The 13834-nt window shown below is 62.8% G+C and carries 11 protein-coding genes; 5 read left to right on the top strand and 6 right to left on the bottom strand.

What is annotated here, in order from left to right; all coding sequences use genetic code 11:
* Window positions 1-52: 52 nt before the first annotated feature.
* Window positions 53-1471, bottom strand: coding sequence for a leucyl aminopeptidase family protein (locus C7453_RS06975; protein ID WP_114727053.1), 1419 nt, complete (start codon window positions 1469-1471; stop codon window positions 53-55).
* 133 nt (window positions 1472-1604) lie between these two features.
* Here C7453_RS06975 and C7453_RS06970 point away from each other — a divergent pair, with 133 nt between their 5' ends.
* The 3 genes from C7453_RS06970 to fdxA all read left to right on the top strand — a co-directional run bounded on the left by C7453_RS06970 (window position 1605) and on the right by fdxA (window position 5070).
* On the top strand, window positions 1605-4250 hold the full coding sequence (locus tag C7453_RS06970) for a helicase-related protein (protein WP_114726826.1): 2646 nt from the start codon (window positions 1605-1607) through the stop codon (window positions 4248-4250).
* Window positions 4247-4564 (top strand): RNA-binding S4 domain-containing protein, encoded by a 318-nt coding sequence (locus C7453_RS06965; RefSeq protein WP_114726825.1) that lies wholly within the window; start codon window positions 4247-4249, stop codon window positions 4562-4564. Before C7453_RS06970 ends, C7453_RS06965 begins: the two co-directional genes overlap by 4 nt.
* Before the next feature lie 173 nt (window positions 4565-4737).
* Complete coding sequence (fdxA, locus tag C7453_RS06960) at window positions 4738-5070, top strand: ferredoxin FdxA (RefSeq protein WP_114726824.1); 333 nt, start codon at window positions 4738-4740, stop codon at window positions 5068-5070.
* 136 nt (window positions 5071-5206) lie between these two features.
* Here fdxA and cyoD read toward each other — a convergent pair whose 3' ends face one another.
* From cyoD to C7453_RS06935, 5 genes are all read right to left on the bottom strand, one after another.
* A complete protein-coding gene (gene cyoD, locus C7453_RS06955) occupies window positions 5207-5545 on the bottom strand; it encodes a cytochrome o ubiquinol oxidase subunit IV (RefSeq protein ID WP_114726823.1) in 339 nt (112 codons plus the stop codon).
* Window positions 5545-6150, bottom strand: coding sequence for a cytochrome o ubiquinol oxidase subunit III (gene cyoC / locus C7453_RS06950; protein WP_114726822.1), 606 nt, complete (start codon window positions 6148-6150; stop codon window positions 5545-5547). The genes cyoD and cyoC overlap by 1 nt, the downstream gene beginning before the upstream one ends.
* Window positions 6150-8144: a cytochrome o ubiquinol oxidase subunit I gene (gene cyoB, locus C7453_RS06945; RefSeq protein ID WP_114726821.1), complete on the bottom strand. Its 1995-nt coding sequence runs from the start codon at window positions 8142-8144 to the stop codon at window positions 6150-6152. Before cyoB ends, cyoC begins: the two co-directional genes overlap by 1 nt.
* Before the next feature lie 5 nt (window positions 8145-8149).
* Complete coding sequence (gene cyoA / locus C7453_RS06940; RefSeq protein ID WP_114726820.1) at window positions 8150-9073, bottom strand: ubiquinol oxidase subunit II; 924 nt, start codon at window positions 9071-9073, stop codon at window positions 8150-8152.
* A gap of 658 nt (window positions 9074-9731) precedes the next feature.
* The gene (locus C7453_RS06935; RefSeq protein WP_114726819.1) at window positions 9732-10514 is read right to left on the bottom strand and encodes a Bax inhibitor-1/YccA family protein; all 783 of its coding nucleotides are present in this window, start codon (window positions 10512-10514) and stop codon (window positions 9732-9734) included.
* Window positions 10515-10708: 194 nt separating this feature from the next.
* Here C7453_RS06935 and thpR point away from each other — a divergent pair, with 194 nt between their 5' ends.
* Window positions 10709-11251 (top strand): RNA 2',3'-cyclic phosphodiesterase, encoded by a 543-nt coding sequence (thpR, locus tag C7453_RS06930; RefSeq protein ID WP_114726818.1) that lies wholly within the window; start codon window positions 10709-10711, stop codon window positions 11249-11251.
* Window positions 11252-11623: 372 nt separating this feature from the next.
* Window positions 11624-13831, top strand: coding sequence for a PQQ-dependent dehydrogenase, methanol/ethanol family (locus C7453_RS06925; protein WP_114726817.1), 2208 nt, complete (start codon window positions 11624-11626; stop codon window positions 13829-13831).
* Window positions 13832-13834: the final 3 nt, after the last annotated feature.

Genomic DNA, 13834 nt, shown 5'->3' with positions numbered 1-13834 from the left:
AGATATAAGCCCGTGAAATGAGAATAGTTCGTTCATGGTCATTATTTCACGATTACGTACTGTCCCTTGCGTGAAGGGTCCGCAACAAAGATGCGTACACGGCCCGTAAAACTGGAATTTCCCCTCCTTCCGGCCGTCCGGAACGGTAATGATCGTTCCACGCATACACATCGATATGTGCCCAGCGCACGCCTGTTTTGATGAATTTTTTTAAAAACAGCGCTGCCGTAAGCGCGCCCGCCATGGGTTTTGCCGCCACATTGTTCAGATCGGCCACCGGACTCCGCAGCCACGAGGCATAATCGTCCCACAGGGGCAGCCGCCACAGCGGGTCGCCGCAAGACGTGCCGGCGTCCAGAATCGCCTGCGCAACCTCGTCGTCATTGCTGAACAGCGCCGGCAGGTCCGGGCCCAGCGCCACGCGGGCGGCACCGGTCAGGGTGGCGGCGTCGATCAGCAGGTCCGGGTCCGTCTCGCTGGCTTCGGTCAGCAGGTCGCACAGCACCAGCCGGCCCTCGGCATCCGTATTGCCGATCTCCACCGTCTGGCCCGACCGCGTAACGACCACATCCGATGGCCGCATGGCCGTACCCGAAATGCTGTTCTCCACGCATCCCAGGCGCAACTCCAGCCGGATGGGCAGGTCGCGTACCATCACCAGGCGGGCCAGGGCCAGCATAATGGCGGCCCCGCCCATATCCTTCTTCATGCGCAGCATGCCCGCCGCCGGCTTGATGTCGTAACCGCCGGTATCGAAACACACCCCCTTGCCCACCAGCGACAGCACCGGCGCTTTCGCGCCCGCCCGGCTGCCCTGCCAGCGCGCGATCACCACCTTGGGCGCCCGCTCCGATCCCGCACCGACATGCGCGACAGTGGGATAGGCCCGCGCCAGCTTCCGTCCCTTCACGATCTCCACCCGCGCGCCAAGCGGTTCCAGCAGGGTACGGGCCGCCTCGGCCAGTTCGGCCGGCCCCATCAGGTTGGGCGGCGCGTTGATCAGGTCCCGCCCCAGCCGGATCGCCTGCGCGACCTCCGCCCCGGCGGCACCGCCGGCCGGCACGATCAGGCGCGCGATATCCCGCTCCGGCCGCGCGGCCCGGCCAAAGGCGGGCATGTGATACGCCCCCAGGCAAAAGCCCAGAACCGCGATATCCGGGGCAATGCCCTCAGGCAGCGCAATCTTCCACGCGCCCGGCGGCAGATCCTTCGCCAGCGTGCCGAACTGAAACGGGTCCGCCCCCGCCTGCACGCCCAGCACCGCCGCCGCCACGCCGCCCTTGCCCGGCACCAGCCCCAGTTCCCCGACCTGCCCCCGAAAACCCGACTCGCGCAGGAATGCGGCGCCGGATTCACCGACTCGTTCGGCCAGGGTGCCGAACTCGGCATGCGTGATCGCGTGAATCACGCGCACACCGCTGCGTCGCCCCCGCGTGGACGGCAGCAGGCAGGGGAATTCTTCAATGGACATCAGCGACCTCCGCAACCCGAACACCATCAGCGTGCGTCCTGCGGTCGGGCAACGCAACCGGTCGCGTACGCATTCTACAATCAGGGCGCGGGTTTTGCTTGCAATCCATCCGACGTCATCTGAGCATGGCTCCATGATGGGTGCATCCCCGGGGGCCGGCTCCCCCAGTGCCGCGCGACACGCCTTCCACCCTGCGCATGCCAGGCGAATCAGGGCCGTCCTCGGGCCGACCAATACAGGCAAGACCCATCTCGCCATCGAGCGGCTGCTCGCCCATTCCAGCGGCATCATCGGCTTTCCCCTGCGCCTGCTGGCCCGCGAGAATTACGAGCGCATGGTCGCCGTCAAAGGTGCCGGCGCCGTCGCGCTGATCACCGGCGAGGAAAAGATCGTCCCGCCGAATGCCCGCTGGTTCTCCTGCACCGTCGAGGCCATGCCGCTCGACCAGCGTGCCGAATTCGTCGCGGTCGACGAAATCCAGCTCTGCGCCGACCCCGACCGGGGTCACATCTTCACCGACCGGCTGCTGCATGCGCGCGGCATGGTGGAAACCATGTTCCTGGGCGCGGAGACCATTCGCCCCCTGCTGCGCCGCCTGGTACCGGGCATCGAGATCGATACCCGGCCCCGCCTCTCCAGCCTGACCCACCTGGGTGCGAGCAAGCTGACGCGCCTGCCCCCCCGCTCCGCCATCGTCGCCTTCTCCGCCACCGAAGTCTACGCGATCGCCGAACTGATCCGGCGCCGGCGCGGCGGCTGCGCCGTGGTCATGGGCCAGCTTTCCCCGCGCACGCGCAACGCACAGGTCGCACTCTATCAGGAGCGCGAGGTCGATTACCTGGTCGCCACCGACGCCATCGGCATGGGCCTGAACATGGACGTCAACCATGTCGCCTTCGCCGGCCTGTCGAAATTCGACGGTATGCGGGCCCGCCGGCTCTACCCGGCCGAAATCGCCCAGATCGCCGGCCGCGCCGGACGCGGCATGCGCGACGGCACCTTCGGCACCGCCGGCACCTGTCCACCCCTGCCCGAGGAGGTGGTCGAGGCCGTCGAAACCCACCGTTTCGACCCGATCGAGCGCCTGTTCTGGCGTAACAGCGATCTGGATTTCTCCAATCCCGAGGCCCTTCTGGCCAGCCTGAACCGTCCCCCGCCGACAATCGGCCTCACTGCCGGCAACGAGGCCACGGACGTCCTGACCCTCGGCAGCCTGGCGGCGGTGCCGGATATCCGCGCCCTCGTCCGCTCATCCCGCGCCACCCGCTTGCTATGGGAGACCTGCCAGATCCCCGATTTCCGCAAGCTGGGCGACGAGAGCCACACCAGGCTCTGCGCGCGGATCTTCACCCACGTCATACGCGACGAGCATGTGCCCGAGGCGTGGATGGAGTCCCAGATCGCGGGCTTCAACAAGACCGACGGCGATATCGACTCCCTGATGCACCGCCTCTCGGGCATTCGCGTCTGCGCCTATATCGCCGCCCGGCGCGACTGGGTACGGCACGCCACCCAGTGGCAGGAGCGCACCCGCGCGGTCGAGGACCAGTTGTCGGATGCGCTGCATGAACGGCTGACCGCCCGCTTCGTCGACCGCCGCGCCGCCTCCCTGATCCGCCGCCTGGACGAATCAGCCGAGGAAGACCTGCTGTCCGCCGTCACCGCCCAGGGCGAAGTGGTGGTGGAAGGCCATCCGGTGGGCCGGGTGGTCGGCCTGGACCTGGTGGCGGACGTCGCCTGCGCGCTGCCCGACCAGCGCCTCCTTCTGCGCGCCGCACGCCGTGCCCTGCGCACCGAAATCCCCCGCCGCGTCCAGGCGCTCACCCAGGCCCCGGACGACGCCTTCGCGTTCTCCGCCGACGGGCGCTTCGTCGAATGGGACGGCGGCACGGTCGCCCGCCTGCGCGGCGGAGACCACCTGCTGCGACCCCGCATCGACGTCATGGACAATTCCTTTCTCGACGGCGCGCAGAAGGAACGCATCCGGGCGCATCTCGCCCAGTGGCTGGACCGGCAGGTGCGCGGCGCAATGGCCCCCCTGTTCGCCGCCCGCGCCGCCGTGGAAGCGGACCCGACCCTGCGCGGCATCCTGCACCGGCTGGAAGAACAGGGCGGCGTAGTGGCCGACAGCCTGTCCGTTCCCCCCGCCCAGCGGGCCCGCCTCAAGGCGCTCGGCGTGCGCATCGGGCGACATGCGGTGCTGATGCCGTCGCTGCTCCGCCCCCACGCCATGCACCTGCGCGCCATCCTGCTGGCGGCGCGGGCCGGGCGGAAACTACCCGACCTGCCGCCCGCAGGCGCGGTCTCGATCCCCGCCGACGGCCCGCATGACGCCATCCTGGCGCAACTGGGCTGGATCGCCGCCGGCCCGGTGCGTCTCAGGCTGGATATCGCCGAGAAACTGTCCGGCGAGCTACGCTGGCGCGCGCGCAACGGCCCGGTCCCCCTGCCCGACGGCCTGCCCTCGCGGCTGGGCGTCCGTCCGGAAATGGTGGCGGCGATCCTGAAGGCACTGGAGATCCCCGTCCGCGCCGCCCGCCCCCTCGGCGCCAGCGAATACGGCCCGGCCGCGCCGGCAATGCTGGCGGTGACCCAGGATGCCCGACGCCGGCAGCGGCACCGCGCTCCCAACCCGCCGACTGAAGGACCAGCCCGTCCATCAAAACCCAAGGGGCAGGCATCCGGCACCATTCGTCCCATCCCGGCCGTCCGGGCACCCCGTCCCATCCCCGACGGCCCGTTCGCAGCACTCGCCGCCCTGAAATACCCAAGGCGATGAGCCGCGAACGCCCCGCGCCCGATGAAGCCGAAACCCAGCGGCTCGATAGCTGGCTATGGTGCGCCCGCTTCGCCCGTAGCCGCAGCGACTGCGCCCGCATCGCCCAGGCCGGCCTGGTGCGGATCAACCGGCAGCGTACCGAAAAGGCCCATGCGCTGGTGCGCCCCGGTGACGTCCTGACCCTGCCGCCGCCGACCGGCGAGGGCGTGATGGTGCTGCGCATCGTGGCGCTGGCCCAGCGGCGCGGATCGGCACCCGTCGCACGCCTGCTCTACGAGGTCGTGCCCGAACGCGCCCTGTCGCCCGCGGAGTAAACGCCAGCACCCCGACGCGGCGGCATGGCGTCTTTGACTTGCCATGGCTTCAAAAGACTTTCATACCAGCCCGCATCATAGGCGAGGAGCCCGTTCGCGGCGCCTCGCAGGCCCAAGGCTGATGATGTCGTCATCACGACGTTATCGCAGCTACAGATAATCGGAGATGAACGATGACCTACGTGGTCACCGAAAACTGCATCCGCTGCAAGTTCATGGACTGTGTCGAGGTGTGCCCGGTCGATTGCTTCTATGCCGGTGAAAACTTCCTGGTCATCAACCCCGACGAGTGCATCGATTGCGGCGTGTGCGAACCGGAATGCCCGGCCGAAGCCATCGTCCCCGACAGCGACGACCGCGCCGCCGCGTGGGCCGAGATCAATGCCAGCTATTCCGTCAAATGGCCCAACATCACGCGCAAGGGCACCGCTCCCGCCGATGCCGAGGAATGGAAGGACAAGCCCGGCAAGAAGGACCTGCTGTCGCCGGAACCGCACAAGGACTGACCCCACAAGATCGGAGCGGCACTCCGCCGCTTTCGACCCAGACATGAAAAAGGCCGGTGAGGGAAACCTCACCGGCCTTTTTCATGTCTGGCATCCATCCAATCCGGGTGCCTCGCGGCACCCGGACAGACGGATATCAGCGCGACATCATGTTGATCGACGTGTCATGCATGATGAACAGCGTGCCGACAACCAGAACGAAGACCGTCAGAACCGTGAAGGCAAACGCCATCACGTTCCAACGCTGTTCCGACGACGTGTTCATGTGGAGGAAGAACACCAGATGAACCACAACTTGCACGGCAGCCAGGATCGCAATGGCAGCAATCGTCCCGGAGGGCGAGAAGCTGTGTGCCATCACGATGCCGAAAGCCGCGACCGTCAGCAGGACAGAGATAACGAACCCGGTAAGGTAAGACCCTACGCTCCCGTGGCTCGCTCCCGAATGGTCCGTATGCGCGTGCGCGTCAGCCATCAGATCACACTCATCAGATAGACAAAGGTGAAGACACAGATCCAGACGATGTCCAGAAAGTGCCAGAACAGGCTGAGGCAGGTCAGCTTGTTCGTCATCCGCTCGGACAGAACGGTCTGGCCGCCCGTCTGAACAATCAGAACCGCCATCCACAGCAGGCCGCAGGTCACGTGCAGCCCGTGGGTCCCGACCAGAGTGAAGAAGGCCGACAGGAACGCGCTGCGATCCGGTCCGTTGCCTTCCGCAATCATGTGCGAGAACTCACGGATTTCCATGAACAGGAAGCCCAGGCCCAGGAGGAAGGTAATCCCGAGCCAACCCCGCAGCGCGCCCAGCTTGTTCTGGTGCGCACTGATCATGCCGAAGCCGTAGGTGATCGAGCTGAGCAGCAGGATTGCCGTCTCGATCCCGACCCCGCCCAGTTCGAAGACGTCCTTGCCGGTGGGACCACCGGCAAACTGGTTCCGCAGCACCGAGAACACCGCGAACAGCGTTCCGAAGATGATGCAGTCGGTCATCAGATACAGCCAGAACCCGAACACCACGGGAGATTCGTGGTGCTCGTCGTGGGCGTGGGCCGCATCAGCAGTCATATCGTGCGCCATTATTCCGCCGCCTGTGCTGCCAGAAGGTTACGGGTATGCTCGTTCTCGATACGGGCAACCTCGGACGCCGGCACGTAGTAGTCGACATCGTTGTTGCTGCTCCGCGCGATCACGGTCGCGATGACACCGATCAGGCCGACCGCTGCCAGCCACCAGATCCACCAGACCGCGGCAAAGCCGAGGATCAGGCTGAACACACCGATGCTGAAGCCAGCAGCCGTATTCTTCGGCATATGGATCGGCTGGTAGTTCGAACCGGCGGCACGGGTATCGATGCCGGCTTCCTTGTTATGGGCGAACGCATCCAGGTCATGCACCGCAGGAACAACCGCGAAGTTGTAGAACGGCGGGGGCGAGGAGGTCGACCATTCCAGCGTGCGCGCGTTCCACGGATCACCCGTCAGATCGCGGTTTTCGGCCAGGTTGCGGTCACGGATCGAGACATAGAGCTGCGTCAGCTGGCAGACGATGCCCAGGGCGATCATCACGGCGCCGGCTTCGGCAACCAGCAGCCACGGATACCACTCGGGGTTGTCGTAGTGGTTCATACGACGGGTCATGCCTTCGAAGCCCAGGACATAGAGCGGCATGAACGCGAAGTAGAAGCCAACGAACCACAGCCAGAACGCCCGCTTGCCCCAGGCTTCGTTCAGCTTGAAGCCGAAAGCCTTCGGGAACCAGAAGTTCATCGCCGCGACATAGCCGAAATACACACCGCCGATGATGACGTTGTGGAAGTGGGCGATAACGAACAGCGAGTTATGCAGCACGAAGTCAGCGGCCGGAATGGCCAGCATGACGCCGGTCATGCCACCGATGGTGAAGGTGATCATGAAGCCGATCACCCAGTACATGGTCGCGTGGAACTCGACGCGGCCCTTATACATGGTGAACAGCCAGTTGAAGATCTTCACGCCCGTCGGAATGGCGATGATCATCGTCATGACGCCGAAGAACGTATTGACGTTGGCGCCGGCACCCATGGTGAAGAAGTGATGCAGCCACACGACCATGGACAGGACCATGATCGAGCAGGTCGCATAGACCATGGTGTTGTAGCCGAACAGCGGCTTGCGCGAGAAGGTCTGCGTGATTTCCGAGAACGCACCGAACGCGGGCAGAACCAGGATGTAAACTTCCGGATGTCCCCAGCCCCAGATCACGCTCAGATAGAGCATCTGGTTGCCGCCACCATCATTGGTAAAGAAGTGCATGCCCAGGTAACGGTCCAGACCCAGCAGGCCCAGGGCCACGGTCAGGATCGGGAAGGAAAGCATGATCAGCACGCTGGTGCAGAAGATGGTCCAGGTGAAGACCGGCATCTTCATGTAGGTCATGCCCGGAGCGCGCATCTTCACGATGGTGGTGAAGAAGTTCACGCCGGTCAGCAGGGTGCCGACACCCGAAAGCTGAACCGCCCAGATATAGTAGTCGACACCGACCCCAGGGCTGAACTGCTGCTCGGACAGAGGCGGATACGCCAGCCAGCCGCACTGCGAGAACTCACCGATGAACAGCGACACGTTGATCAGCACGAAGCTGATGGTCGTCATCCAGAAGCTGAGCGAGTTCAGGAAGGGGAAGGCCACGTCGCGCGCGCCGATCTGCAGCGGCACGATCACGTTCATCAGCCCGGTCATGAACGCCATCGCCATGAAGAAGATCATGATGGTGCCGTGGGCCGAGAAGATCTGGTCGTAGTGATGCGGCGGCAGGTAGCCCGGGTTGCCGGCATAAGCCAGCGCGAGCTGCGAGCGCATCATGATGGCGTCCGCGAAGCCACGGAACAGGGCGACCAGGGCCAGGACGATATACATCACGCCCAGACGCTTGTGGTCTACCGACGTGAACCACTCTTTCCAGAGATAGCCCCACTTGCCGTAATAGGTGATGAGCCCAAGCACCGCCAGACCGGCGATCGCCGCACCGGCAAAGGTGCCGACAAGAATAGGCACATCGATCGGAATATCCGACCAGCTTAATTTTCCTAACATCGGTCCTATTCCTTCATATTCATGTCGGACATCGCGGACTGCACATGCAACATCTTGCCCGTGCTCTTATCCATGACCATGCCATTATTGTACTTGGCCACGATCTGGTCGAACAGGCCAGGTTCCGCATGCGAGAAATACTCGACCGGATTCGCCTCGCTGGGCGCGGCCAGCTTCGAATAGTTCGAGTTGTCGAGCTGCTCGGACGCCGCCTTCACCTTCTGGACCCAGGCTGCGTAATCGTCGTTGCTCAGCGCCAGCGCACGGAAGCGCATGTCCGAGAAGCCCCGGCCGCTGAAATTCGCGGACTCGCCCAGGTAGTTGCCGGCCGTATTGGCCACGAGGTGCAACTGGGTCTGCATGCCGGCCATCGCGTAGATCTGCGAGCCAAGCTGCGGAATGAAGAACGAGTTCATCACCGCGTCGGACGTGATCCGGAAGTCAACCGGCGTATTCACCGGGAAGGCCAGCTGGTTGACGGTCGCGATCCCCTCGTCGGGGTAGATGAACAGCCACTTCCAGTCCAGCGCGACAACCTCGACGTGAATAGGCTTCACGTTGGCTTCTTCTTCAAGCGGACGGTAGGGGTCCAGAGAATGACAGGTCTGGTAGGTCAGCACTGCCAGGAAGAGAATGATCAGGGACGGAACAACCCAGATCACCACTTCAATCTTGTTCGAATGCGACCATTTCGGCAGGTATTCGGCACTCGTGTTCGAATGACGATACTGCCATGCAAACAGCAGCGTCAGAACGATGACCGGCACGACCACAAGCAGCATCGCATAGGTCGAGGTCAGGATCAGGCTCTTCTCCTGGGCACCGACAGTACCCTTCGGATCGAACAGTGCCCAGTCACATCCCGCCAAGAGGAACGCTGAGGACAAACACAATAAACTCGATAATCTTGGCAAGATTTTTTTCTTCATCTCACGCCTCGTTGGTTTCGACATCACCCTTGCTCATATGCTCGCTTCGTTCACGGGCCCCCAAAGCAACAACGGCCATGCTTCACGTCTGCCGCGAATCCCGGTGTGGGTCTCTCGCCGTATGTTACATCCGTTGATATCCAACCGCCGTCTACCTCCCTCTTGGAATAGGAGGCCTTCGCCGGATCGATCCCGTCATGAGTTTTCGTCGGCTTCTTGGCCTTGATCCTGATCAAGGATCGGAATGGTCATACGTATTTTCCATCCCACCGAACCAGACCGGGCCTCATGTGCCGCCGCGTGCCTCGAGCGTCCTGTCTGCGCAGCTATCCTTTCGTTCATAGTTCTCTTACCGCCTTATCCGACCGGAAGGACCTCACAAGCAAGCCTTCACATAATGTTTCAGATCATTTCAATCAGACCAAACCAACAGCATTAATTTGTTTTATTTCAATCGGATGGAATGAGATGCCCAACATCACATCCGCGTCATCTCACTCTTTCCCTGGAAGAATAAGTCTTATTTTGGCCGAAATTTCACACCGCTCGTCACCACCGGCCTGATTTTTCGGCTTCGATCGGCGACGGATAAAAAAAAGCCCCGCCTTTCGGCAGGGCCTGGATCGTCGCACACGATCCGGAAACGATTCGAGTAATCTCAATTGTTCTGGTTGTTACGCACACCCATGAACTGCAAGAGAAACTGAAAGAGGTTGATGAAGTTCAGATACAGCGACAAGGCATCATAAACCGCCCGCTTGGCCGCACCGTCCGGCCCGTCGTAATAGGCGAACTGCTGATACGTCATCTTGATCCGCTGCGTGTCGAACGCAGTCAGGCCGATAAAGATGAACACGCCGACGACGCTGTACAGCATATAGACCATCGGGCTGTGCAGGAACAGATTGACCACCCCCGCGATCACCAGCCCGAACAGGCCCATGATCAGGAACGAGCCGAAGCGCGTCAGGTCGGTACGGGTCACATACCCCCAGATCGACATGGCCGAGAACGTGCCGGCCGTCACAAAGAACACGCGCACCACCGAAACGCCGGTGAAGGTCAGAAGAATACTGGACAGACTGGCGCCCATGACGGCACAGAACGCCCAGAACAGCATCTGCACCGCCTGCCGCGACAGCCGGTTCACCCCCAGCGACATGACCAGGACAAAGCCCAGCGGCGCGAACATCGCCAGCATGCCTAGCCCGGTCGGCCGCACGGCCACACCACCGTTGGGCATCAGCATTTCGGCAAAGAACGCGCCCCGCAGGCTCGTGTTGGCGACCAGATAGGCCACAAGCCCGGTCAGCACCAGTCCTGACGCCATCCAGTTATAGACCCGGAGCATATAGGCACGCAGCCCCTGGTCGATGACTCCAGCGCCGACCCCGGTGCCTGCGGGTCGGGACATTGTTCGAAAATCCGGGCTGAAAGCCATGACATCCTTCCTTTGTCCGGGCAATTCCGGACACAACATAGCTGAGATGTGGGAGGAGCCGACGACATTTCAAGGAAAATCGTCTCGTTTCCGGATGACTTTTCCGCAAGATAGGCTCGCTCACACCATAACGACGCATACTATAAGGCAACGGAAGGACGAGCGAAAACCTTCCACATGCAGGAAGCACGACCGTGAGACTTTTCATCGCCCTCGGTGTCGGATCGCCCCTCAGCGACGCCATTGCCGCCATGCGCGGCAGCCTCGCTGGTGTGCGATGGGCCGATCCCGCCACCTGTCACGTCACGCTTCGCTTCCTCGGCGAGGTCTCCGGCCGTGACCGGCTCGAGGACATCGACATGGCCCTCTCGGCCATCCGCGCTCCGAGCATCATCCTGCGGCCGGAAGCGCCGGGTGTCTTCCAGCACGATGACGGCCGGCAAACCCTCTGGATCGGAATCGAACGCAGCGATCCCCTGCTGCATTTGCACCGCAAGGTCGATACCGCTCTGCGCCGCTCGGCAGGCATGGAAATCGAACGCAGGCGCTTCATGCCGCACATCACCATCGGCGCAATCACCTCACCGGCACCCGACCTGCTCGCTTCCTGGCTGGCCCGCTGGTCCCCCCTGCCCCTTCCGCCCATCGAGGTCCCGCGCCTGACCCTTTTCCGATCGCTGCGCGGCACAGACGAGCCCGTTTATGAAAGTCTAGCGGAGTACGATCTGGCCAGGTGACAGGATTCTCGTCCGCCCTCAATTCCGGTTCCGCCGAAAACCCGACACCCAATTTCATCCGAATTATGAATATATTTAATTACATTAATGCATATTAATGTTGCGCCCAGAGACCGGAAATATATTATACATCCCCGACCGACTGTAAAAAAAAGGCATAAAATCAGTCTGATGAGCCGCAACATGCTCTTACGTCACGGGTTCCGTGACACCCCATCACATCCCGATGTGTCAGGGCACGCCTCCCGGAGCACACAAAATCGTCAGAAGACTGAATTTACAGCCCCAGTATGGTCGCCGTGGGCCTGCTTCCTCCCGGTCAAGGACCGGGGCTGTCGGGCTATATTTTCTATTGTCACGAGGACATCGGACATGATGCGAGCTGCTTTCCGGAAAGGACGTTCTCTGCGAGGAACGCTTGCCGCCGGAACGATATGCGCCGTCACACTGTGCGGCTATGCCGCCATTGCGGCTGACCCTGTTGCAAACGATACAGGAGAGGCGATCATCCATGCCGATGACCATCCTGGCGACTGGATGACATACGGCCGGACCTATTCCGAGCAGCGCTATAGCCCGCTCGACCAGATCAACCGCTCTAATGTCGGCAATCTGAAGCTGGCCTGGTATTACGATCTGGACACCAATCGCGGCCAGGAAGGCACACCGCTCGTCGTCAACGGCGTCATGTACGCAACGACGAACTGGAGCAAGATGAAGGCCCTCGATGCAGCCACGGGCAAGCTGCTTTGGGCGTACGACCCGCGCGTGCCCGGCAACATCGCCGACAAGGGCTGCTGCGATACCGTCAATCGTGGCGCGGCCTACTGGAACGGCAAGGTCTATTTCGGCACGTTCGACGGCCGCCTGATCGCGCTGGATGCCAAGACCGGCAAGCTGGTCTGGAGCGTCAACACCATCCCCACCGACGCCGCACTGGGCCATCAGCGCTCCTATACGGTTGACGGCGCGCCGCGCATCGCCCGCGGCCGTGTCATTATCGGCAATGGTGGCGCGGAGTTCGGCGCCCGCGGCTTCGTCTCGGCCTTCGACGCCGAGACTGGCAAGCTCGACTGGCGCTTCTTCACCGTTCCGAATCCCGAGAACAAGCCCGATCACGCCGCGTCCGATAGCGTGCTGATGAACAAGGCTTACCAGACCTGGAGCCCCACCGGCGCCTGGACCAAGCAGGGCGGCGGCGGCACCGTGTGGGACTCGATCGTCTACGACCCGGTGACCGACCTGGTCTATCTGGGCGTCGGCAACGGCTCGCCGTGGAACTACAAGTTCCGCTCCGACGGCAAGGGCGACAATTTCTTCCTGGGCAGCATCGTGGCGATCAAGCCCGATACCGGCGAATATGTCTGGCACTTCCAGGAAACGCCGATGGACCAGTGGGATTTCACCTCGGTCCAGCAGATCATGACCCTCGACCTGCCGATCAATGGCGAAATGCGCCACGTCATCGTGCATGCGCCCAAGAACGGCTTCTTCTACGTCATCGACGCCAAGACCGGCGAGTTCCTGTCGGGCAAGAACTACGTCTACGTGAACTGGGCCAGCGGCCTGGACCCGAAGACCGGCCGGCCGATCTATAATCCGGAAGCCCTGTGGACCCTCACCGGCAAGGACTGGTACGGCATCCCCGGCGACCTGGGCGGTCATAATTTCGCGGCAATGGCCTTTAGCCCGCGCACCGGCCTGGTCTACATCCCGGCGCAGCAGGTTCCGTTCGTGTATTCCAACCAGGTCGGCGGCTTCAAAGCCCACCCGGACAGCTGGAATCTCGGCCTCGACATGAACAAGGTCGGCCTGCCCGACAAGCAGGACGCCAAGGACGCCTTCATCAAGGACCTGAAGGGCTGGATCGTGGCCTGGGATCCGATCAAGCAGCAGGAAGCCTTCCGCGTCGATCACAAGGGACCGTGGAACGGCGGCATCGTGGCCACCGGCGGCGACCTTCTGTTCCAGGGCCTGGCGAACGGCGAATTCCACGCCTACGACGCCACGAACGGCAACGACCTGTTCAGCTTCGCGGCCCAGAGCGGCATCATCGCGCCGCCGGTCACCTACCTGGCGAACGGCAAGCAGTATGTCGCCGTCGAAGTGGGCTGGGGCGGCATCTATCCGTTCTTCCTGGGCGGGCTTGCGCGCACCAGCGGCTGGACCGTCAACCATTCCCGCGTCATCGCCTTCTCGCTCGACGGCAAGGCCAAGCTGCCCCCGCAGAACGACAAGGGCTACCTGCCGGTCAAGCCGCCCGCCGAATTCGACGAGAAGCGGACGGATAACGGCTACTTCCAGTTCCAGACCTATTGCGCGGCCTGCCATGGCGACAATGGCGAAGCCGGCGGTGTTCTGCCCGATCTGCGCTGGTCCGGTGCGATCCGCCACCAGGACGCGTTCTATAACGTCGTCGGTCGCGGCGCTCTGACGGCCTACGGCATGGATCGCTTCGATTCCTCGATGTCGCCCGAGCAGATCGAGGATATCCGGCAGTTCCTGCTGAAGCGCGCCAACGAGACCTACCAGAGGGAGGTTGATGCCCGGAAGAACGCGGAAGGCATTCCCGCACAATGAGGC

It is taken from the genome of Gluconacetobacter liquefaciens, from assembly GCF_003350405.1.
Classification (GTDB): domain Bacteria; phylum Pseudomonadota; class Alphaproteobacteria; order Acetobacterales; family Acetobacteraceae; genus Gluconacetobacter; species Gluconacetobacter liquefaciens.
Note: the sequence above shows the minus strand (reverse complement) of the source record. Positions and strands in the feature narration are given on the sequence as shown.